Raw genomic sequence first — 21,128 nt, forward strand, 5'->3', positions numbered from 1 at the left:
AGCTGAGACAGGGCGATGCTCATCCACACCACGACGCCGGCAAATCCGGCTATTGCCACGAGCACCACGTAGACCGCTGCGCGGGCTGGCCTGGCTGGACCGGATGACCTCGCTCGGCCTCGGCGGCTGCCTCGCCGACGACATGGGCCTCGGCAAGACGATCACCCTGATCGCCCTCCATCTGCACCGCGCCCATCCCGCGCCCACCCTGGTCATCTGCCCCGCCTCGCTCCTGGGCAACTGGCACCGGGAGATCAACCGCTTCGCCCCCGGTGTCCCCGTGCGCCGTTTCCACGGCACCGGCCGCACCCTCACCGAGCCCGACGGCGGCTTCGTCCTCACCACATACGGCACGATGCGCTCCAGCGCGGCCGAACTGGCCGCGCACAGCTGGGGACTGGTCGTCGCCGACGAGGCGCAGCACGTGAAGAACCCGCACTCCTCGACAGCGAAGGCGCTGCGCACCATCCCGTCCCCGGCCCGGGTCGCCCTGACCGGCACGCCCGTCGAGAACAACCTCTCCGAGCTGTGGGCGCTGCTCGACTGGACCACGCCCGGACTGCTGGGCCCCCTCAAGGCGTTCCGGGCCCGGCACGCCAGGATCGTGGAGAACACCGGAACGGCCGCCGGAATCGGCAACGACGAGGCAGTCGAGCGGCTCTCCCGGCTGGTCCGCCCCTTCCTCCTGCGCCGCAAGAAGTCGGACCCGGGCATCGCCCCCGAGCTGCCGCCCAAGACGGAGACCGACCACCCCGTCTTCCTCACCCGCGAACAGGCCACGCTCTACGAGGCCACGGTGCGCGAGACCATGGCCTACATCGAGGCGTCGGAAGGCATCGCCCGACGCGGTCTGATCATGAAGCTGCTGGCCTCGCTCAAGCAGATCTGCAACCACCCCGCGCAGTATCTGAAGGAGGAGCCGACCCGGCTCACGGGCCGCTCCGGGAAGCTCGCCCTGCTCGACGAACTCCTCGACACGATCCTCGCCGAGGACGGCTCCGTCCTCGTCTTCACCCAGTACGTGACGATGGCCCGGCTGCTCTCCGCGCACCTCACCTCGCGGGCGATCCCCTCCCAACTGCTGCACGGCGGTACGCCGGTGGCCGAGCGGGAACGGATGGTGGACCGCTTCCAGTCCGGCGAGGTGCCGGTGTTCCTGCTCTCGCTGAAGGCGGCCGGGACGGGGCTGAACCTCACCAGGGCCGCCCATGTCATCCACTACGACCGCTGGTGGAACCCGGCCGTCGAGGAACAGGCCACGGACCGCGCCTACCGCATCGGACAGACCCAGCCGGTCCAGGTGCACCGGCTGATCGCCGAGGGCACCGTCGAGGACCGGATCGGCGAGATGCTGCTCGCCAAGCGGGCCCTGGCCGACGCCGTGCTCGGCACCGGGGAGACCGCGCTGACCGAGCTCAGCGATCGCGACCTGGCCGATCTCGTCTCCCTCCGGAGGCCGTCATGAGCCCCCGCCCCCCTTCCCGCCCCGCCGCCCGCGAGGCGCGGCCCGTCGCCCGGTCCAGGCCGGGCCCCGACGATCTGCGGCGCACCTTCGAGGCGGTGCCCGCGCGGACGTCCGGTGACGACGGGCCGTTCGCCGACAGCTGGTGGGGCCGGGCCTGGGTGGCGGCGCTGGAAGCCCTCTCGATGGACGGGGCACGGCTCGCCCGCGGCCGTGCGTACGCGGACGGCGGGCACGTCGCCGCCGTCACCGTCACCCCGGGCCGCGTGGTCGCCTATGTGCACGGCAGCCGTCCCCGGCCCTACCGCGCCGAGCTGCGGCTGCGCACCCTCACGGACGCCGACTGGGAGACCTTCCTCGACGCGGTCGCCGCCCGCCCCGGCCACCTCGCCGCGCTGCTCGCCAAGGAGATGCCGCACTCCCTGGCCGACACGGCGGCCGCCTCCGGAGTCGCCCTCCTCCCCGGGCCGAACGACCTGGACCCCACCTGCTCCTGCCCCGACCACGGCTGGCCCTGCAAGCACGTGTCGGCGCTCTGCTACCAGATGGCCCGGCTGCTGGACGCCGATCCGTTCGTCCTGCTCCTGCTGCGCGGCCGGGGCGAACGCGAGCTCCTGGAGGACCTGGGCCGGCGCAACGCCGCGCACTCCGCCCGGGAGCGGCCCGCCGCCCCCGCCACCCCCGCCGTACCGGCACAGGAAGCCCTCGCCGACCGCTTCCTGCCTCCGCTGCCCGCCCCGTTCCCGGTGGAGCCGCACCCCGGCCAGCCGCCCTCGTACCCGAGCCTGCCCGGCAGCCGGGACCCCCTCGCCCTCGACCAGCTCGCCACGGACGCGGCCGCCCGCGCCCACGCCCTGCTCACCACCGGTCTCGACCCGCTCGCCGGGCTCACGGCCTGGCAGGACGCGGTGCGGCTGGCAGCCGCCCGTCCCACCGCGGGGCTCACCGCCACCACCCGTGCCCTCTACCGCGAACTGGCGTCCGCCACCGGCCGCAACACCACCGACCTGGCCCGTGCCGTCGCCGCCTGGCGTCAGGGCGGCCCGGAGGGCCTGGACGTCCTGGAAACGCCGTGGGACCCCCCGGCGGGGCCGTTCGACCGGGCCCGCCCGGCCCTCGCGGCCGCCGGCTTCCCCCGCTTCCAGCCCTGGCGCAACCACCTGACCCACCCCGGCGGCACGCTCCAGCTCCGCTTCGGCCACGACGGCCGCTGGTACGGCTACGAGTCCGATCCGGGCCAGGACGAGTGGTGGCCGCGCGCCGTCCCGGACTCCGACCCGGTCGGCGCGCTCCTGGAGCTCAGCGGCGGCTGATCCGGCCGAGTGCTGCCCCCGGCCGGCCGGGCTCAGAAGTCGGCGGTCGTACGCTCCTCCAGCCGCGCCACCGAGTCCTGGGCGTACGCCTTCTCGTAGGCGTTGCGGATGCGCTCGATCTGCGGATCGCGTACCCGGGCCTCGGACGCGGGGTAGAGCAGGGTCAGTTCATAGCTCCGTTCCCGCTCGATCACCCCGTTGGAGTCCCGCCACTGCCCCCGGCCGTCCTGAATGGTCAGTCCGTTCGGGAAGCGGGGGGTGACCTCCTCGTCGATGAACGCCAGGAACTGCCGGTCGGTCACATCCGCTCCACCGTCCGGGCGTTCGGTCCCGAAGAACAGCCGCGTCTCGACGTAGTCCTTGCCGCGCGCGGCAGCCGCCGTGGCCGGCCGGGGGCCGGGGGAGGATCCGCTACCCAGCGTGGCGTACGCGACGGGTGTGCCGACGGCCAGTACTGCGAGGCCGGCCGTGGCGGCGGCGAGGGCGGCGCGGCGCCGCGGACGGCTGCGGGTGCCGGGGGAGTCGGGGCCGTCGGCGGCGGCCGGGTCCTTCGTGCCGGTGAGGCGGGGGAGGCGAGGCATGGGGAAGCCCTTCGTTCCGGATGCGAGGAGGGGCGCGGACGCGCGGGCCTCACTGTGGCAAGCGGCCCCCGGCGGACGGCGGCGGACGGCGGGCGTTGCGCGGAAACCACCCGAACGAGCGGGAGCTCATGGGCACATGCAGACGTTTAGGGAGACCCGGCACGATAAAAACCCCTGGTGCAGGCCGTGTTGCTGTTGCTAGGTTCCGGGACGTGGCGAAACTCAATCAGATCATCGCAGTGGAGAAGGGCGTCAAGTCCAAGGCTCACCAGGACCTGACGGCGGCGCATCACGGCCTCCAGAAGGCCGGTCTGCTGGCCGGGATCTCCCGGACGTACCAGCCGAAGGACGAGGAGGGCGAGCAACTGCCGCCCGAGTCGACGCTCGTGCAGGTCAAGGCGGAGGACGTGCTGCGCGACACGGCCGCGACCCTCACCCGGCTGTTCGACGTGACCGCCACGAAGGACTGGGCGAACTGCGGGGCCCGCGCCGACATCTCGGTCGACGGCCGGGTCCTGGTGAGCGATGTGCCGGTGTCGTACCTGCTCTTCCTGGAGAAGCAGCTCACCGACATCAACACCTTCGTCCGCAAGCTCCCGGTGCTCGACGCCTCCGAGGCGTGGACCCAGGACCCGTCCACCGACTCCTGGAAGACCGAGCCGGTGCGGACCCTGCGCACCAAGAAGGTGCCCCGCAACCACGTGAAGGCGGAGGCCACCGAGAAGCACCCGGCACAGGTCGAGGTGTACTACGAGGACATCCCGATCGGTTACTGGACGACGGTGAAGTTCTCCGGATCGCTGCCCGCGCGTCGGATCAACGAGCTTCTCGACCGGGTCGAGAAGCTCCAGCAGGCCGTCAAGTTCGCCCGCGAGGAGGCCAACGGCGCGGAGGTCACGGACCAGCGGGTGGGTGATGCGGTCTTCGGTTACCTCTTCGGGTGACCGACCATGGAATCCCCGGCGGCGGTCGACGCTGCCGGGGTGCGCGAGGAGCGCAAAGCTGACACTGAAGTTTGTCGTGACGACGCGGTGGTGATGGAGGTTCGAATCCTCCCCCCGGCACTTCCGGCCGGGGTGGCCCAAATGGCAGAGGCAGGCCGCGATCAATCTCAGACTCTTGCTCCAGATTCAGCATGCGCCGCCTATCGCCGGATCAACCGGGCCCGTGCCCGTGCGCGTCGAGATGCCGGTTCGACTCCGGCCCGCGGAGCTTCGGTCTGCGGTCGTCTAAAGGCAGGACGCGGCGACATAAAACTGACACGGGACCTTTAAAAGTGCCGGCGTGCCGTACAGGTGGCAATCACAGGGCCCGGGGGCCGGCTACGCCCTCGGGCCCGCTCCCGTTCCGGGCCCCGCGCGTCAGGTTCCCGTGCGCATCGACACCCCGCGCCCCGCGAAGAAGCGCTCGAACCCGTCCAGGGGCAGCTCCGCCGCCCGGGTCGCCGCGGTGGTGCCCGACGGGTTGTGGAAGTGGACGCCCGCACCGTCGGGCGTACGGGACGTCAGCAGCACCAGGTGCCCGCCGCGTCCCGGTGCCGGCCGCCCCGGGTGGCGGATCGCGTAGTGCACCGAGGCCATGACGGACCTGCCCGCGGCCAGCAGGTCCAGGATCTCCTGCGGCGTCAGATGGCGGTGGACCGTGGCGTCGAGGCCGTGCCTCTCACGGACGTACCGGGCGAACGGGTCGTAGATCAGGCCCCGGATCGCACCGTCCGCGTCCTCGGTGTACGCGCCGTACCCGAGCGCCCCGTCGCGCAGCGCGAAGAGGGGCGGGGCGCCGGCGCCGAGCGCCATGCGCAGACACGTCATCCCGCACAGATGGCCCGCCCAGCGCGCGTACTCCGCGGGCGAACCCGCGCCCGAGTCCGCCCAGGCGGGGTCGGACGCCGGGTCGAGCCCGCCCTCGACGATCGCCCCGACGAGCTCGGCCGAGGCGAACTGGGTGTGTACGGGCACCTGGCAGGTGGGGCAGCTCACGATCGGTATCCGTTCATCCCCGGCAGCCGGTCACTGCCGGTATCCGGTCAGGAAGCGGCCGATCCGGCTGATCGCCGCGTCAAGATCGTCAGCGTACGGGAGGGTCAGGATCCGGAAGTGGTCGGGCCGCGGCCAGTTGAAACCGGTGCCCTGCACGACCTGGATCTTCTCGCGCAGCAGCAGGTCCAGGACGAACTTCTCGTCGTCGACGAGGGGATGCACCTTCGGGTCGATGCGCGGGAAGGCGTACAGCGCACCCTTCGGTTTCACGCACGACACCCCGGGGATCTCGTTCAGCTTCTCCCAGGCGCGGTTGCGCTGCTCGTACAGCCTGCCCCCGGGCACCACCAGCTCCCGGATCGACTGCCGTCCGCCCAGCGCGGCCTGGATCGCGTACTGGGCAGGCGCGTTGGGGCACAGGCGCATGGAGGCGAGCATCGTCAGCCCCTCCAGATAGCTGCGCGCGTGCTGCTTGGGACCTGACACCACCATCCACCCCGAACGGAAGCCGGCCACGCGGTACGTCTTGGACAGACCGCTGAAGGTGAGGCAGACCAGGTCGGGGGCGAGGACCGCCACGCTGTGGTGCTCGGCGTCGTCGTAGAGGATCTGGTCGTAGATCTCGTCGGCGAACACCATCAGTCCGTGCCTGCGGGCCAGGTCGAGGATGGATTCGAGGACCTCGCGCGGGTAGACGGCGCCGGTCGGGTTGTTCGGGTTGATGATCACGACGGCCCTGGTCCGGTCGGTGATCTTCGACGCCATGTCGGCCAGGTCGGGGTTCCAGTCCGAGGCCTCGTCGCACATGTAGTGCACGGCCTTCCCGCCGGCCAGCGTCGTCACCGCGGTCCACAGCGGATAGTCCGGGGACGGGATCAGTACCTCGTCACCGTCCTCCAGCAGCCCCTGCACCGCCATGGAGATCAGCTCGGAGACGCCGTTGCCGAGAAAGATGTCGTCGACGTCGACGTCGGTGAGCCCCATCGCCTGGTAGCGCTGCGCCACGGCCCGGCGGGCGGACAGGATGCCGCGTGAATCGGTGTAGCCGTGGGCCTGCGGGAGCATCCGGATCATGTCCTGGACGATCTCCTCGGGCGCCTCGAAACCGAACTGCGCGGGGTTGCCCGTGTTGAGGCGGAGCACGCTGTGGCCCGCCTCCTCAAGCGCGTTGGCGTGCTCGATGACCGGGCCCCGGATCTCGTAGCAGACCTCGTTGAGCTTGCTGGACTGGCGGAATTCCATGCGGTGCCTCCCCGACCCGACTGTGATACTTGGTTTTACCAAGCTTGAGCTTGGAAAGTCCAACAACATGTCTAGACTGCGTCGCATGCCACGTCAGCAACAGCCTGCAACCCGCCCGGCCCGCCGCCGGAGTTACGACCAGTTCTGCGCCGGAGCACGCGCCCTGGACGCCGTCGGTGACCGGTGGACCCTGCTGATCGTCCGCGAGCTGCTGGCCGGCCCCCGCCGGTACACCGATCTGCACGCCGACCTGCCCGGTGTCAGCACGGATGTGCTGGCCTCCCGGCTCCGGGACATGGAGCAGGGCGGTCTGGCCACCCGCCGCCGGCTGCCGCCGCCCGCCGCCGCTTCGGTGTACGAACTCACCGAGCGAGGCCACGGTCTGCTGCCCGTCCTCGTCGCACTCGCCGAATGGGGGGCGCCCGCGCTCACCGAGCGCCGGCCCACGGACGCGGTCCGGGCGCACTGGTTCGCGCTCCCGCTGCTGCGCGCGCTGGACGGGCCCGGGGGGCCGGTCTGCGGGGGCGTGCTCGATGTGCGGCTCGAAGAGGGCGAATTCCATGTCCGCACGGGGGAGAGGGTGGCCGGAAGCGCGGTCTACGGGGACGGCCCCGCAGACTGTGCCGATGCGCGCATCGCGCTCGAGGCAGAGCTCTGCCTCGCACTGGGGCGTGGCGAGCCGACGTTCGCGCAGGCGGTGAAGGACGGCCGGATCGAGGTGTCCGGCGAGGGCGCGCTGGCCGCTGAGCTGCGGGGCGAGTGACGGCGACGGGATGATTTGCCCGGTCAACTTCTGGGTAGCGTCGGGGCATTTGGGATGTCCGGGACACCGATGCAGAGGAGTTGCCCGTGAGATTCGGCAGACAGCAGGGACAGCAGGGACGGCGGGGCAGGAGCGGCCGGCAGGGGCGGCTGAGCAAGGCGCTTGTCATCGGGGGCTGCGTGGCCGCGCTCGGCTTCGTACCGTCAGCGGCCCTCGCCACCCCGGGCAGCGGTGTGAGCGGCACGGTCGTCGCGGAGGGCACATCGCCGGGGAAGCTGAAGGTGAAGACGCCCAAGGGCCGTACGGACGTCACCTTCCGGAAGATCACCGTCGAGCCGGGCGGCTCGACCGGCTGGCACACCCATCGCGGCCAGCTGATCGCGGTCGTCAAGCAGGGAACACTGACGCGCACCCTGGACGACTGCTCGGTCGAGGCGACATCCGCCGGAGCGTCCTTCATCGAGCCGTCCGGGGCGGACCACCGCCACATCGGGCGCAATCTGGGGAGCGAGCCCGTCGTCCTCTGGGTGACGTATCTGCTGCCCGAGGGCAGCGAACTCTCCGACGACGCGGACGCCGTGGACTGCGGCAAGAAGTGAAGCAGAGGTGAGGCCCGCCCCTGTCGTCCCGGCCGGCCGCCGTGCCGCCGGGCGCCGGCCGTCAGCGGGCGAGCGTCTCCCCGTACGCCCCGAGGCCACCGATCACCAGACCGTCCCGGAAGGTCAGCACCTCGTACACCCGGCCGCCGATCTGGTTGCGGTAGTCGATCACCACGGTGTCCACGCTCACCCGTACGTCCATCACCTCGAAGGCGAGGTCGGGAATGAGCTCCAGCCCGCGCGCCCAGTACGCGCGCAGCTCGTCCTTGCCGCGCACGGTGCCGGACGGGTCGCCGGTGAACCGGGCGATCATGGGGGAGCTGAACGTCACCTCGTCGTGATAGTGCGTCAGAATGCGTTCCAGGTCGTGGGAGTTCCAGTCGTCCTGCCACTCCGCGGCGAACGCACGGGCGAATTCGAGGTCCATGAGGAAGATCGTACGAGGCGGATCCGGTGCGAGTGGCGGATTCCGGCAGCGGCCGGGGTGCGGGACGGACGGGCCGGCGCGAGCCGCCGCGAGGGTACGAAGGGGTGGCCGGCCGTGACTGAGCAGGATCTGTGGAACCTCGATCCGGTGCGTCGGGGCGCGTTGGCGCAGGAACTCCTGCGGGCGCTCCGCTCCCACTGCGCCGGGTCGCGGGCGGAGCCGAGGGGTTCGCTCGCACGGGGGACGGCCGACGCGTACAGCGATATCGACCTTGCGTGGATCGTGCCGGACAGCCGGTTCGACGACTGCGTTGCCGCCGTGCCCGGCGTTCTCGCTGCGGTCCGTTCCGTCGCCTCTCTGCGTACCGACCCCGATCTGCAGAACTCCCGCAAACGACGGCTGCTCTTCGTCGAGTTCGAAGGCCTTCCCCTCTTCTGGCGGCTGGACCTGGACGTCTTCGCACGGTCCGTCGCCGGGCAGCCCGGCTACGACCAGGGCAATCCGGCGGCACGCGGGGACGACTGGTCCAGGCCCGCCAGTGCGCTCGCCAACGCGGTCGGCGCCGTGAAATCGGTGCTGCGAGGTGAGCCGCAGGCGGCCCGGGGCCTGCTGGAGCGCGGTTTCGCGCGGATCGGGGCGCTGGACACGGTCTCCGGTGACTGGTTCGCCGACATCACCCGTCTCGCCGAGGCCGCCGCCGCGGCCGAACCGGCTCGGGCCCCGCTGGCCGGGCGGGTCATGCGGCTGGCGCAGCACCACCGGGCCGGTCTTGGCTGACGGTTCCTGCCCGGCGCCCCGCCGGACCCTCCGATCACGCCGGGGCGATGATGGACAGGTGCGATTCGAAGCGATCACCTGGGAACGGCTGGCGGACGCGCTCGCGGCACACGCTGACGCGCTGAAGCCGGCCGACGGCGGGCCGTGGCTCAAGGTCGCGGTCGACGGTGCCCCGGCCGCCCGGCCCGGTGAGCCGGCCGAGGCACTCGCACAGGCGCTGCGCCTCCGGGGCAGGGCCGTGCTCTGCGTGTCCACGGCGGGATTCCTGCGGCCCGCCAGCCTGCGGTACGAGTACGGCAAACGGGACCCCGACTCGTACTACGGCAGCTGGTTCGACACCGGGGCGCTGTGGCGGGAGGTGTTCGGGCCGCTGGAGCCGGGCGGCAGCGGCCGGGTTCTGCCCGATCTCTGGGATCCGGCGACAGACCGGGCCACCCGGAGCCCGTACCTGAGTCTGCCGGAGGGCGGGGTGCTGGTGGTGCACGGGCCCCTGCTGCTGGGGCACTGGTTCCCGTTCGACCTGAGCGTCCATCTGCGACTGTCGGCGGGTGCGCTGCGCCGGCGCACCGAGGAGGGCGAGCAGTGGACCCTGCCCGCGTTCGCCCGGTACGAGGAGGAGGCGGCGCCCGCCGGGAGCGCGGACGTGGTCGTCCGCGCCGACGACCCGCGCCACCCGGCCTGGACGGGGCTGCGGCAGGGCGGTTAGAGCGGGCCGGGGAGGCGCGGCGGGACGAAGAGGTCCGGCCGGCCGGGGGTGCGGGGCGCTTTCGGGCACCGCGCTCACGGCTCGTCCCCGGCCAGGGGCGGCCGTCCGCCCACGGTCAGCACGGCCGCTGCTCCTGACCGGCACCCGGCCGCGGCGGCCGTCGCGGCGTCATGGCCCGCCAGCCGGGCCGCGAGGAAGCTGCCGGTGAACGCGTCGCCGGCCCCCGTGGAATCCACCGGTTCCCGCACCGGTTCGGCCTGGACCCGGGCGGTCACCGCGCCGGCCGTGGCAACCAGGGCGCCGTCCCGGCCCAGCGTGACGACGACCTGGTGCACCAGCAGACTCAACTTGGCCGCGGCGTCGGCGGGTTCGGTGAGGCCGGTCAGCAGCCGGGCCTCGTCGGCGTTGGGCAGCAGCAGATCCACGCCCTCGACCAGGGCCAGGAAGCGGTCGACGCCCAGGCCGGCCAGGAACCCGGTCGAGGCCGGGTCGATGCTCACCGGGATGTTCCGCCGTCCGGCCTCGCGCAGCGCGAGCCGGGCCGTCGCGCGGCTCCTCGCGGCGAAGAGAAGGTAGCCGGAGAGATGGAGCCGGTCGATCCCGTCGAGCATCGACGGCGACCAGTCGCCGGGCGAGAGACGCAGGACCGCGCCGCTGTCGGTGAGGAAGGTGCGCTCGGCGGCGGAGTCCACCAGGGCGACGACCGTGCCCGTCCGGGCCCTGTCGTCCACGGCCAGCAGGTCGCGTACGCCCGCGCGCCGCAGCTGGTCCCGGTGCCAGTCCGCCGAGTCGGCGCCGACCCTGGCCAGCAGCCGCACCTCCCGGCAGCCCGAACGCACAGCCCAGCAGGCCACGTTGGCGCCGGCGCCGCCCGGCCTGGTCCGGATGCCCGCCGCCGTGTCCGTGCCGTGGACCAGTGCGGATCCATGCCGGGCGACCACGTCCGTGACGACGTCCCCGACGACGAGCAGGCCACCGCTCACCGGGCGGCCCAGGCAGTGGCGATCCGGGCGGCCAGTGCCACGTTGCCGCGCACGGCCGCCAGATTGGCCTCCAGCGAGGCCCCGCCGGTCCGCCGCATCAGCTGGTCGAGCAGATACGGGGTCACGGCCTGCCCCACGATGCCGCGCTCCCGGCACGAGTCCAGCGCCTCGGCCAGCACCCGGTCGTGCAGGGCCGGATCCAACTGCTCTTCCTGCGGTACGGGGTTGGCGACGATCAGTGCCGCTTCCGGGCCGCCGAGCGCGTCCTGGGCGCTCATCACTTCGGCGACCTCTTCCGGGGAGTTCACGGTCCAGTCGACCGGCTCGCCCGAGTTGCTCAGATAGAAGCCGGGGAACCGGTCGGTGCCGTAACCGAGCACCCCGACCCCCAGCGTCTCCAGCCGTTGCAGCGTGGCGGGCACGTCCAGGATCGACTTCACACCCGCGCAGACCACGGTGATCCCGGTGCCGGCCAGCAGCCGCAGGTCCGCGGACTCGTCCTGCGTCTCGGTCCAGCCCCGGTGCACACCGCCGAGCCCACCGGTCGCGAAGACGCGCAGCCCGGCCCGCGCGGCCAGGAAGGCGGTCGCGGAGACCGTCGTCGCCCCGCTCGCGCCCGCCGCCAGCGCCGGGGCGAGGTCCCGGTGGCCGAGCTTGCGCATCGCCGGGTCCTGGGCGACCCGCTCCAACTGGTCCTTGTCCAGGCCGACCCGGGCCCGTCCGTCGAGTACGGCGACAGTGGCGGGCACCGCGCCGGCGGACCGTACGAGCCCCTCCAGTTCCTCGGCGACCCGCAGATTGCGGGGACGGGGCAGGCCGTGGGCGATGATCGTCGACTCCAGTGCGACGACGGGCCGGTGCGCGGCGAGGGCGGCCCGCACCTCCACGGAGACGACGGGAGCGTGGGGAGCGGCGCCGACCGGCGCAGTCTGTGACATGTCCACATCCCTGTCGCGGACGGGTCGGGCTCAAACGTCCACAGGCCGTGGCCGCTTCGGCCCTGCGGGTCGGCGCCGGCCCGTGCCACCCCGAAGGCCCTGCGGAGCGCTTCCGGGCGGTCGCTAGAGTGACCGCTCATGACCGCAATTGATCAAGCTCCCGCCTCCTTCGCCGTGCACATCCCGGATGCCGTGCTCGAACCGGAACCGCTCGACCCCGCACAGATCGTGTCGGGCGAGCCCGAGGTCACCGGCAAGGTGCTGTGGGAGTCGCCGGACGGCAAGCAGCTGCGCGGGATCTGGCAGATCACGCCCGGCGTGGTCACCGACACCGAGGCCAACGAGCTGTTCGTGGTCGTCGGCGGACGCGCGACCGTGGCGGTCGAGGGTGGTGCGACGCTGGAGATCGGACCGGGCGACGCCTGCGTGCTGCGCGAGGGTGACCGTACGACGTGGACCGTGCACGAGACGCTGCGCAAGGCGTACCACATCACCCTGTCAACTACCCGGGACTGAAGTCCCGGGTTTGCTGCTCGGGTCGTCACTGGCTGTGATGGGTCCCGGCTGCGTCCGGCTCTCACGCGATGAGTGTGAGGGCTGGGGCCGTTGACTGGGCCCCGCAGACCCATGCCATCCACCCTCTTCGGGTGATGTTGTGGGACGAGTTGTGGTCCGCGTGCTCGACGAAGCCGCAGGCCTTGCACGCGAAGCGGGCCTGGGTAGGCCGGTTGGTGCGTGCGGTGTGGTGGCACTGGGAGCATTCCTGGCTGGTGTACGCCGGGTCGATGTAGATCACCGGCACTCCGGCCTTCTTCGCCTTGTAGGCGATGAAGGAGCCGAGCTGGGCGAAGGGCCAGGAGTGGAGCGTGGTGCGTTGGGGCTTTCTCAGCCGTGCCCGCTCGCGGATACCCGTCAGTTCTTCCAGGGCGATCCCACGACCGGTGCGTTCAGCCTCTGCCACGATCCGCTTCGAAATCTTGTGGTTGATGTCCTTGTTGCGGCGGGCTTCCTTGCCCGCGTACTTCTTCGCCCGCCGCTTCGCGGACTTCGTGCCCTTCTTCTGGAGCTTGGAGCGCAGCGCCCGGTCGTTCGTACGCTTGCGGTTGATCCGGCGCCCGCAGTGGCGCTCGCCGTCACAGGTGGCGGCGATGTTCACGATCCCCAGGTCGACCCCGACGAAGCCCACCGGGTGAGCGTTGAGGGTCTTCTCGGGGATCTCGCAGGTCGCGATCAGGAACCACTTCCCGCCCTGGCGGACCAGGTCGGACTCGCCGTGGCGGTGTCCGGCCAGCACAGCCAGCTGCTCTGCCTGCCCGGTGAACGCCATGCCCTTCAACCGGCCCGCCGTGGTCCAGATGGAGACCGTGCGGGCCTGGTGCTGCCAGGACAGCATGCGGTCGTCGTAGGGCTGGGCCGCGTTCTTGCGGAAAGTGACCGGCTTGCCCGAGACGCGGGTGTGGCGCTTGGTGCCGGGCCGGCCGTACCGGCCGGCCCGGAGGTTGGCCTTCAAGGTGGTGTAGGCGTCACAGGTCTTCTTGATCGTGTGCTGGGCGGCCTGCGCCCCCAGTCCCCAGCGTTGTCTGATCTCGGTGTAGGTGTGCTTGCGCAGGCCCAGGGGGCGGTGCACGCCCTCTTCGAAGGCGACGCGGGCGGCCCAGGAAGCAGCCTCGTTGCAGAGGTGCAGGGTTGCCTCAAGTGCCGCCGCCTGTACGGGCGTCGGTAGGAGTTTGACCCGCACCACCAGCTTCATGACGGCGACGCTAGCACTCCTACAATCAGTCCATATCGCCTCGATGGGAACAAAGACCCGATCTGAGGAGGGGTGGAACAGTTGTCTCCACCCTCCACGCGGACTTGGTCTCACCCCGAAGTGCCGACGCGGCCCCTTCACCGACGAGATCCTCGTCCGATGCGAGGAGATCATGCGGGACGTGTGCACCGACTTCGGCGCTGAGCTGACCGAGTTCAACGGCGGAACCGACCAGGTCCATCTCCTGGTCCACTATCCCCCCCCAAGATCGCACTGTCCCGGCTGGTCGGCTCCCTCAGGGGCGTCTCCGCCCGCCGACTGCGCCAGGAGTTCCCCGCCCACATCCGCCGCTACCTATGGGGCGACCGCTTCTGGTCCCCGTCCTACTTCGCCGCTTCCGCCGGCGGGGCTCCACTCAAAGTGATCAAGGAGTACATCGAGAACCAGAAGCGCCCCGGCTGAGCCTTCACGTCCGGCTCCGCCGGACCGGCCGTCCCGACGCTCCGCGCCGGCTCGATTTCACCGGCTCCGCCGGACCGGCCGCCCCGACGCTCCGCGTCGCAACCACGGGAAGCGATTCCTCCCGGGCGTGAACGCCCGGGGTTCCCCGCAAGAATCCGCTGAAGCTCCTCGAGGGCCGGATCCGCAGGGCTTCGAGGGTGCCGGATCCGCAGGGCTCAGGCCGTGGCGGGGCGGGAGAGGGCCCGCCGCAGGGCCAGTGCCGCCATCGGCAGCAGCAGGCATGCGCCGGTGACGTTGAGCCAGCCGTAGCTCGCCCGGGAGACGATGACCCCGGCGACCGCCCCGCCGACCCCCGCCGACGCGTTCATGGCCAGGTCCGACAGCCCCTGTACGGCGGCGTGTGCGGACTGCGGAACGGAGTCGGTGAGCAGTGCCGAACCGGCGACCAGCCCCGCGGACCAGCCGAGCCCGAGCACGAACAGACCCGCCGCCGTCCTGCCGTGGGCTGCGCCCGCCGTCCCTGCCAGCAGCGCGGCCAGCGAGAGCAGCCCGACCGCCAGACCGATGACGGTGAGCCGGCCGAAGCGGTCCGACAGCCACCCCATCACCGGTGAGAACGCGTACATCCCCGCGATGTGTCCGCTGATCACCAGGCCGACCAGCTGGAGCCCCGCGCCGTGGTGGCTGAGGTCGACCGGGGTCATCACCATGATCGAGGCCATCGCGGTGTGCGAGACGGTCACGGTCACCAGCGCCAGCCGGGCCATCGGAGCGGCCCGTACGGCCGCGAACCCCGCACGCAGTGAACGGTCCCCGGCCGACCGGTCCTGCCGCGGGGCCAGGGCGCGCGCCGTGAGCAGCGGGTCGGGCCGCAGGAGTGCCGCGACGACGAGCGCGGCGAGCAGGAAGATGCCGGCCGCCCAGACGAACGGACCGGCCGTCTCGGACACGCTTGTCCCCCGGAAGACCCGGCCCGCGGGAGCCGCGATATTGGGCCCCAGCACGGATCCGATGGTGGTGGCCCAGATGACGGTCGAGATCGCCCGGCCGCGTCGCTCGGGCTCGGCCAGATCCGCGGCGGCGAATCTGGCCTGCAGGTTGGCGGAGGAGCCCGCGCCGAAGCCGGCCATGCCCAGGAGCAGCAGTGGGAAGCTCTCCAGCACGGTGGCCAGCACCACGAGACCGGCGCCGAGCGCACCGATCAGATACGCCAGCACGAGACCGGGTCGGCGCCCGCGCGAGGTCATCAGCGCGGCCAGTGGCAGCGACAGCAGGGCGGTTCCCGTCACCGACGCGGTGGGTGCGAGACCCGACAGCGCCTCGGAGCCGCCGACCTGTGTCGCCAGTACGGGCGCCAGGGTGATGCCGACGGGGACACCGAGACCGCCGAGTATCTGGCCGGCGATGAGCACGGCGGACGTCCGGCGCCGGAGCCGCGGCAGATCGGCCGCGGTGACCCGCCCGGCGGAACCCGCCCTGCCAGGGGTATCGGATGGGTCGAGGGTGTTGGTCACCGACGCAGTGTGCCAGCTCATACGCACGTGCGAAACGAGGTTGACGGGCCGTCCCGGGCACCGGCTCAGAACAGCGGCTGCGGGAGCACACCCTCCAGTGCCAGCAGCTGCCGTTTGGTCTCAAGACCGCCGCCGAAGCCGCCGATCCCGCCGTCACGCTCCACCACCCGGTGGCAGGGCACCACCACCGGCAGCGGATTGGATCCCATCGCCGCCCCGACCGCCTGGGCGGCCCCGGGCTGCCCGACCCGGTCGGCGAGGTCCCCGTAACCGGCGACCGCGCCGTAAGGCACGCCCGTCGACAGCTCACGGAGCACCTGACGGTTGAACCCGCTCGTCAGCGACCAGTCCAGATCGAGCGAGAAGTCCCGCAGGGTGCCCGCGAAGTACGCCGCGAGCTGGCGTATCGGCTCGGCCAGCCGGGCGGAGCCGGGAGCTTCGACGAGCTCGGCGCCGAGCCGGGCGCGCAGCCCGGCCAGCGCCCTGTCCCGTACCTCCGGACGGGCGTGGAAGACCACACTCACCAGCCCGGCCTCGGTCGCGGCCAGCAGCAGCGGGCCGATGTCGCTCTCGACGACCGCCCACTCGACAACCCCGTTGCTGTTCATGGAAACCACCGTACGGCCGGCCACTGACAACGGTCGGCGGCCGGCCGCGACGGCTGTCCGGGGTCGGTCAGCCGGTGGCCCCACGGACCCCGGTGGCCGCCCGCACCACGTCGGGGGCGTTGGTGATGATGCCGTCCGCGCCGTAGCCGGCCACCCGGCGCGCGGCCTCCGCGTCGTTGACCGTCCAGGCGTTGACCCGGAGCCTCTTCCGGTGCGGCCCCTTCAGCGCGTGCACCGCCGCCACGTACTCGCCCGAGACGGAGGTGTGCGTCGGGTTGATCTGGTCGGTGAACTCGGCGTACGAGGGCAGATCGGCGACGGCCGGGTTGCCCAGGAAGCCCGTGACGACGTCCGGCCGCTGTTCGTGCACCGTGCGCACACTGTCCGCGCCGAAGCTCTGGATCACGAGGCGGTCGCGGACGTGGCCGCGGTCGAGCCATCCCTCCTGGCGCAGCACGCTCAGGGTCGCCCGTTCGATCCCCGGGTAGATCTCGGGGCTCTTGATCTCCATGAGCAGGTTCTGGCGGTTGTGCCCGATCCGGTCCAGGTACTGCCGGAGTGTGGGCACCCGGACGCCGGCGTACTGCGGGCCGAACCAGCTGCCCGCGTCCAGCCGCGCGATCTCGGCGGCCGTGAAGTCCTTGACCGCCCACGGCGCACGGTCCGGGAAGACCTCCTCGGCGTCGGTCGTCCGCTTCAGATCGGTGTCGTGGATGACGACGAGCACGCCGTCCTTGGTGAGCTGGACGTCGTTCTCCACCCAGTCGAAGCCGAGTGCGCGGGCCCTGTCCACGGCCGCGAGAGTGTTCTCCGGGGCGTAGGCCGAGGCGCCCCGGTGGGAGATGACGAGCGGCTCCGGGGCGGTCCGGGCCGGCGCGGGGTCGCCCGCCGTCCGGATCCCGGGGGCCGCTGCCGTGTGTCCGGCCGTGACGGCGCGGGTCGCTGTCACGGTGTGCCCGGCGACGGTCGTGTCCGTGACCGTTGCGTCGGTGGTCGACATCAGGAAGGTGCCGGCGCCCAGCAGGGCGGCGGCAGCGACGGAGGCAGTTGCGGTGCCTGCGTGCACGTGGACTCCTTGCGTCAGAGTTGCGGACGGCCCGAGAGTCGCAGTCGCCTCCGAACGGGGGACGGGCGAAGGATGGCCACCATGTGAACGCACCCCGGGGACCGCGTCACGGGCCGGTGCCCCTGTCGATAAAATGCAGTTCTTCTGTTTGTTTGCCGGGCCTTGCGCCTTAGGGTCATCCGCACCCGGGCTTCTGCGAAGGGCGTTTGGATGCAGGGCACAATCGACGGTTTCAGCTATGGGGCAGTGACCCCCGTCGCGGCGTTTGTCATGGCTTGTCTCGGTGCGGCTCTGGGGCTGCGCTGCACAACCCGGTCGCTGCGCACGGAACGGTCCTTCAAGGCCGGCTGGCTGGCTCTCGGCGCGACCTCCATAGGCTCCGGAATCTGGACGATGCACTTCATCGCGATGATGGGTTTCTCCGTCGAGGAGGTACCGATCGGGTACGACGGGCCGATCACGTTCGTCAGTCTCGCCGTCGCGATCGTCATGGTCGGCGTGGGGATCTTCCTCGTCGGGTACCGGGGCGCAACCCCGATGGCGCTGGTGACGGGTGGCACCATCACCGGACTCGGCGTCGCCACCATGCATTACCTCGGCATGGCCGGCATGCGACTTGATGGGCAGTTCGAGTACGACACGATCACCGTGACGCTCTCCGTGTTCGTCGCCGTCGTGGCCTCGACCGCCGCGCTCTGGGCCGCCGTCTCCATCCGGGGCTTCCTGCCCAGCCTCGGCGCCGCCGTCGTGATGGGCGTCGCCGTCAGCGGAATGCACTACACGGGCATGGCGGCGCTCCGGGTCCACCTGCACACCGGACCGGTCACCGGCGGCAGCCCGGGCGACACCCCGACCGGCATGCTCGTGCCGATGCTGATCGGCCCGGCCTGCTTCCTGTTGCTCGCCGGGGTCGTCGTGATGTTCGACCCCCTGGTCGTCATGGGCACCCCGGACTGGAACGATCCCGCGGCCGTCCGGGCCCCCGGCATCCCCGCCCAGCGCCAGGTCCCGCGGTTCGGTACGCACGCCGACCCGGCGTCCTTCCACTCCCAGCGGCGCGACCCCGTGGACCACCACGAGCGCTGAGCCGGCCCCGTTGTCAGTGGGGGGTCGTACGGTGGTTGCATGCGGCCCGTTTCGAAGATCGAACGTTCGGTGGCGCCTTTCGAGGTCGTCAGTCCCTACCAGCCCAGCGGCGACCAGCCGGCAGCCATCGCCGAGCTGGAGCGGCGCGTCACGGCCGGTGAGAAGGATGTCGTGCTGCTGGGCGCGACCGGCACCGGAAAATCGGCGACCACCGCCTGGATGATCGAGAAGCTGCAGCGCCCCACCCTGGTGATGGCGCCGAACAAGACCCTCGCCGCCCAGCTGGCCAACGAGTTCCGTGAGCTCCTGCCCAACAACGCCGTCGAGTACTTCGTCTCGTACTACGACTACTACCAGCCCGAGGCGTATGTCCCGCAGTCGGACACCTACATCGAGAAGGACTCCTCGATCAACGAGGAGGTCGAGCGGCTGCGCCACTCCGCGACCAATTCCCTGCTCACCCGGCGTGACGTCGTCGTGGTCGCCTCCGTCTCCTGCATCTACGGCCTCGGCACACCGCAGGAGTACGTGGACCGGATGGTCCAGCTCAAGGTGGGCGACGAGATCGACCGCGACCAGCTGCTGCGCCGTTTCGTGGAGATCCAGTACAGCCGTAACGACCTGGCGTTCACCCGCGGCACCTTCCGGGTGCGTGGCGACACCATCGAGATCTTCCCGGTCTACGAGGAGCTCGCCGTCCGCATCGAGATGTTCGGCGACGAGATCGAGGCGCTCTCCACCCTCCACCCGCTCACCGGCGAGGTCATCAGCGAGGACGACTCCCTCCACGTCTTCCCCGCCAGCCACTACGTGGCGGGACCGGAGCGCCTGGAGAAGGCCGTCGGCGGCATCGAGCGGGAGCTGGAGCAGCGGCTGGCCGAGCTGGAGAAGCAGGGCAAGATGCTGGAGGCCCAGCGGCTGCGGATGCGCACCACGTACGACATCGAGATGCTGCGGCAGATCGGCACCTGCTCAGGCGTCGAGAACTACTCGATGCACTTCGACGACCGAACCCCCGGTACCGCGCCCAACACCCTTCTGGACTACTTCCCCGAGGACTTCCTCCTCGTGCTCGACGAGTCGCACGTCACCGTGCCGCAGATCGGCGCGATGTACGAGGGCGACGCCTCCCGCAAGCGGACCCTCGTCGACCACGGATTCCGGCTGCCGTCCGCCCTGGACAACCGCCCGCTGAAATGGGAGGAGTTCCTCGGACGGATCAACCAGACGGTCTACCTCTCCGCCACCCCCGGCAAGTACGAGCTCTCCCGCGGCGACGGTTTCGTGGAGCAGATCATCCGCCCGACCGGCCTCGTCGACCCGGAGATCGTCGTCAAGCCCACCGAGGGCCAGATCGACGACCTGGTGCACGAGATCCGCAAGCGCACCGAGAAGGACGAGCGGGTCCTGGTCACCACCCTCACCAAGAAGATGTCGGAGGACCTCACCGACTACTTCCTGGAGCTCGGTATCCAGGTCCGCTACCTCCACAGTGACGTCGACACCCTGCGCCGCATCGAGCTGCTGCGCGAGCTGCGCTCCGGCGAGTACGACGTCCTGGTCGGCATCAACCTCCTGCGCGAGGGTCTCGACCTTCCCGAGGTGTCGCTCGTGGCCATCCTCGACGCCGACAAGCAGGGCTTCCTGCGCTCGGGCACCTCACTGATCCAGACCATCGGACGAGCGGCCCGTAACGTGTCGGGCCAGGTCCATATGTACGCGGACAAGGTCACCCCGGCGATGGCGCAGGCCATCGACGAGACCAACCGGCGCCGCGAGAAGCAGATCGCCTACAACACCGAGCGCGGCCTCGACCCGCAGCCGCTGCGCAAGAAGATCAACGACATCGTCGCGACCATCGCCCGCGAGGAGGTCGACACCGAGCAGCTGCTCGGCACCGGTTACCGCCAGACGAAGGGCGCCAAGGCGCCCGTGCCCACGCTGGGCGTCAAGGCCGGTTCAGCCGCGAAGGCCGGACAGGACGGGGCGGTGGTGACGGACCGCCCGGCCACCGAACTCGCCGGGATCATCGAGGAGATGACCGACCGGATGCGCGCGGCGGCCGCGGACCTGCAGTTCGAGGTGGCCGCCCGGCTGCGCGACGAGGTGGGGGAGTTGAAGAAGGAGTTGCGCCAGATGCGTGAGGCGGGTCTGGCCTGACCCCGCCGGGCTGGGTGTGTTGCAGGACCGACACAAAACGGCCCGGGCCCGGTACGCCGGTGGTGCCACTGCGTAGGGTGCTGGAAACCGCGCAAGGACGGTTGCGGGGAAAGCGGAGAGGGGACAGCGCGTGACGGTCAACATGACCAAGGGCCAGGCCATCAGCCTGCAGAAGAGCGACGGGGGGACCCTGACCGCGGTACGGATGGGGCTCGGCTGGCAGGCGGCACCGCGCCGCGGTCTGTTCGGCTCGCGCACCCGGGAGATCGACCTGGACGCCTCGGCGGTCCTGTTCGCCGACAAGCAGCCGGTCGACGTCGTCTTCTTCCGGCACCTCGTCAGCGACGACGGATCGGTCAAGCACACCGGGGACAACCTGGTCGGCGGCGCCGGCTCGGGCGGCGACGACGAGGCGATCCTGGTCGACCTCCAGCGGGTGCCGGTCCACATCGACCAGATCGTCTTCACGGTGAACTCCTTCACCGGGCAGACGTTCCAGGAAGTGCAGAACGCCTTCTGCCGCATCGTGGACGAGACCAACGGGCAGGAGCTCGCCCGCTACACACTGGACGGCGGCGGGCAGTACACCGCCCAGATCATGGCGAAGGTGCACCGCTCGGGGAACGGCTGGCAGATGACCGCCATCGGCACCCCGGCCAACGGCCGCACCTTCCAGGACCTGATGCCGGCGATCCTGCCGCACCTGTAGGCA

The 21,128-nt window shown here is 71.2% G+C and carries 21 protein-coding genes, 1 tRNA gene and 1 pseudogene; 13 read left to right on the forward strand and 10 right to left on the reverse strand.

The window, feature by feature from the left end:
* Both ACFVW8_RS25855 and ACFVW8_RS25860 read left to right on the forward strand, forming a co-directional pair.
* Window positions 1–1,465, forward strand: a 1,465-nt coding sequence (locus tag ACFVW8_RS25855; RefSeq protein ID WP_389693934.1) for a DEAD/DEAH box helicase, incomplete at its 5' end; no start/stop codon positions are given.
* Window positions 1,462–2,775, forward strand: coding sequence for an SWIM zinc finger family protein (locus ACFVW8_RS25860; protein WP_389693936.1), 1,314 nt, complete (start codon window positions 1,462–1,464; stop codon window positions 2,773–2,775). The genes ACFVW8_RS25855 and ACFVW8_RS25860, both read left to right, overlap by 4 nt.
* Before the next feature lie 32 nt (window positions 2,776–2,807).
* Here ACFVW8_RS25860 and ACFVW8_RS25865 read toward each other — a convergent pair whose 3' ends face one another.
* The gene (locus ACFVW8_RS25865) at window positions 2,808–3,356 is read right to left on the reverse strand and encodes a DUF3574 domain-containing protein (RefSeq protein WP_389693937.1); all 549 of its coding nucleotides are present in this window, start codon (window positions 3,354–3,356) and stop codon (window positions 2,808–2,810) included.
* 212 nt (window positions 3,357–3,568) lie between these two features.
* On the opposite strand from ACFVW8_RS25865, the gene ACFVW8_RS25870 reads away from it, so the two are divergent.
* Together ACFVW8_RS25870 and ACFVW8_RS25875 are read left to right on the forward strand one after the other, a co-directional pair.
* On the forward strand, window positions 3,569–4,300 hold the full coding sequence (locus tag ACFVW8_RS25870; RefSeq protein ID WP_389693939.1) for a hypothetical protein: 732 nt from the start codon (window positions 3,569–3,571) through the stop codon (window positions 4,298–4,300).
* Between the two features lie 33 nt (window positions 4,301–4,333).
* Window positions 4,334–4,420, forward strand: a tRNA-OTHER gene (locus tag ACFVW8_RS25875).
* A gap of 297 nt (window positions 4,421–4,717) precedes the next feature.
* Here the strand turns inward: ACFVW8_RS25875 and ACFVW8_RS25880 are convergent.
* Window positions 4,718–5,335, reverse strand: a complete 618-nt coding sequence (locus ACFVW8_RS25880) for a peptidase (RefSeq protein ID WP_389693941.1) — start codon at window positions 5,333–5,335, stop codon at window positions 4,718–4,720.
* A 30-nt stretch (window positions 5,336–5,365) separates the two neighbouring features.
* Window positions 5,366–6,577 carry a pyridoxal phosphate-dependent aminotransferase gene (locus tag ACFVW8_RS25885; RefSeq protein WP_389693943.1) on the reverse strand — a complete coding sequence of 404 codons (1,212 nt, stop codon included), beginning with the start codon at window positions 6,575–6,577 and terminating at the stop codon, window positions 5,366–5,368.
* Between the two features lie 85 nt (window positions 6,578–6,662).
* Here ACFVW8_RS25885 and ACFVW8_RS25890 point away from each other — a divergent pair, with 85 nt between their 5' ends.
* Window positions 6,663–7,340, forward strand: coding sequence for a winged helix-turn-helix transcriptional regulator (locus tag ACFVW8_RS25890; RefSeq protein ID WP_389693945.1), 678 nt, complete (start codon window positions 6,663–6,665; stop codon window positions 7,338–7,340).
* Window positions 7,341–7,420: 80 nt separating this feature from the next.
* The gene (locus ACFVW8_RS25895) at window positions 7,421–7,939 is read left to right on the forward strand and encodes a cupin domain-containing protein (protein ID WP_389693947.1); all 519 of its coding nucleotides are present in this window, start codon (window positions 7,421–7,423) and stop codon (window positions 7,937–7,939) included.
* A 61-nt stretch (window positions 7,940–8,000) separates the two neighbouring features.
* Here ACFVW8_RS25895 and ACFVW8_RS25900 read toward each other — a convergent pair whose 3' ends face one another.
* Entirely contained in the window at window positions 8,001–8,366 is a 366-nt protein-coding gene (locus ACFVW8_RS25900) for a nuclear transport factor 2 family protein (RefSeq protein WP_389693949.1), read from the reverse strand.
* A gap of 114 nt (window positions 8,367–8,480) precedes the next feature.
* Between ACFVW8_RS25900 and ACFVW8_RS25905 the strand changes: the two genes are divergently transcribed.
* Window positions 8,481–9,143, forward strand: a complete 663-nt coding sequence (locus ACFVW8_RS25905) for a hypothetical protein (protein ID WP_389693951.1) — start codon at window positions 8,481–8,483, stop codon at window positions 9,141–9,143.
* A gap of 58 nt (window positions 9,144–9,201) precedes the next feature.
* Window positions 9,202–9,849, forward strand: a complete 648-nt coding sequence (locus ACFVW8_RS25910; RefSeq protein ID WP_389693953.1) for a uridine kinase — start codon at window positions 9,202–9,204, stop codon at window positions 9,847–9,849.
* A gap of 74 nt (window positions 9,850–9,923) precedes the next feature.
* Here ACFVW8_RS25910 and ACFVW8_RS25915 read toward each other — a convergent pair whose 3' ends face one another.
* On the reverse strand, window positions 9,924–10,832 hold the full coding sequence (locus ACFVW8_RS25915; RefSeq protein ID WP_389693955.1) for a carbohydrate kinase family protein: 909 nt from the start codon (window positions 10,830–10,832) through the stop codon (window positions 9,924–9,926).
* The gene (locus tag ACFVW8_RS25920) at window positions 10,829–11,770 is read right to left on the reverse strand and encodes a pseudouridine-5'-phosphate glycosidase (protein WP_389693957.1); all 942 of its coding nucleotides are present in this window, start codon (window positions 11,768–11,770) and stop codon (window positions 10,829–10,831) included. Before ACFVW8_RS25920 ends, ACFVW8_RS25915 begins: the two co-directional genes overlap by 4 nt.
* Before the next feature lie 138 nt (window positions 11,771–11,908).
* Here ACFVW8_RS25920 and ACFVW8_RS25925 point away from each other — a divergent pair, with 138 nt between their 5' ends.
* Window positions 11,909–12,286 carry a cupin domain-containing protein gene (locus ACFVW8_RS25925; protein ID WP_389693958.1) on the forward strand — a complete coding sequence of 126 codons (378 nt, stop codon included), beginning with the start codon at window positions 11,909–11,911 and terminating at the stop codon, window positions 12,284–12,286.
* A 61-nt stretch (window positions 12,287–12,347) separates the two neighbouring features.
* Here ACFVW8_RS25925 and ACFVW8_RS25930 read toward each other — a convergent pair whose 3' ends face one another.
* Entirely contained in the window at window positions 12,348–13,520 is a 1,173-nt protein-coding gene (locus tag ACFVW8_RS25930) for an RNA-guided endonuclease InsQ/TnpB family protein (RefSeq protein ID WP_389693960.1), read from the reverse strand.
* Between the two features lie 32 nt (window positions 13,521–13,552).
* Here ACFVW8_RS25930 and tnpA point away from each other — a divergent pair.
* Window positions 13,553–13,982 (forward strand): annotated as a pseudogene (tnpA, locus tag ACFVW8_RS25935) (IS200/IS605 family transposase).
* A gap of 215 nt (window positions 13,983–14,197) precedes the next feature.
* On the opposite strand, the gene ACFVW8_RS25940 reads toward tnpA, so the two are convergent.
* From ACFVW8_RS25940 to ACFVW8_RS25950, 3 genes are all read right to left on the reverse strand, one after another.
* Window positions 14,198–15,496 (reverse strand): MFS transporter, encoded by a 1,299-nt coding sequence (locus ACFVW8_RS25940; RefSeq protein ID WP_389693962.1) that lies wholly within the window; start codon window positions 15,494–15,496, stop codon window positions 14,198–14,200.
* Window positions 15,497–15,561: 65 nt separating this feature from the next.
* Window positions 15,562–16,104, reverse strand: coding sequence for a methylated-DNA--[protein]-cysteine S-methyltransferase (locus ACFVW8_RS25945; RefSeq protein WP_389693964.1), 543 nt, complete (start codon window positions 16,102–16,104; stop codon window positions 15,562–15,564).
* A 67-nt stretch (window positions 16,105–16,171) separates the two neighbouring features.
* Window positions 16,172–17,170, reverse strand: coding sequence for a glycerophosphodiester phosphodiesterase (locus ACFVW8_RS25950; protein ID WP_389693966.1), 999 nt, complete (start codon window positions 17,168–17,170; stop codon window positions 16,172–16,174).
* 210 nt (window positions 17,171–17,380) lie between these two features.
* Between ACFVW8_RS25950 and ACFVW8_RS25955 the strand changes: the two genes are divergently transcribed.
* The 3 genes from ACFVW8_RS25955 to ACFVW8_RS25965 all read left to right on the forward strand — a co-directional run bounded on the left by ACFVW8_RS25955 (window position 17,381) and on the right by ACFVW8_RS25965 (window position 21,125).
* Complete coding sequence (locus tag ACFVW8_RS25955; RefSeq protein ID WP_389693968.1) at window positions 17,381–18,256, forward strand: MHYT domain-containing protein; 876 nt, start codon at window positions 17,381–17,383, stop codon at window positions 18,254–18,256.
* A 39-nt stretch (window positions 18,257–18,295) separates the two neighbouring features.
* Window positions 18,296–20,416, forward strand: a complete 2,121-nt coding sequence (gene uvrB / locus ACFVW8_RS25960) for an excinuclease ABC subunit UvrB (RefSeq protein ID WP_389693970.1) — start codon at window positions 18,296–18,298, stop codon at window positions 20,414–20,416.
* A 130-nt stretch (window positions 20,417–20,546) separates the two neighbouring features.
* A complete protein-coding gene (locus ACFVW8_RS25965; RefSeq protein ID WP_136328667.1) occupies window positions 20,547–21,125 on the forward strand; it encodes a TerD family protein in 579 nt (192 codons plus the stop codon).
* The last annotated feature ends 3 nt before the right edge of the window (window positions 21,126–21,128 follow it).

This window comes from Streptomyces sp. NPDC058221, from assembly GCF_042882365.1.
Lineage (GTDB): Bacteria > Actinomycetota > Actinomycetes > Streptomycetales > Streptomycetaceae > Streptomyces.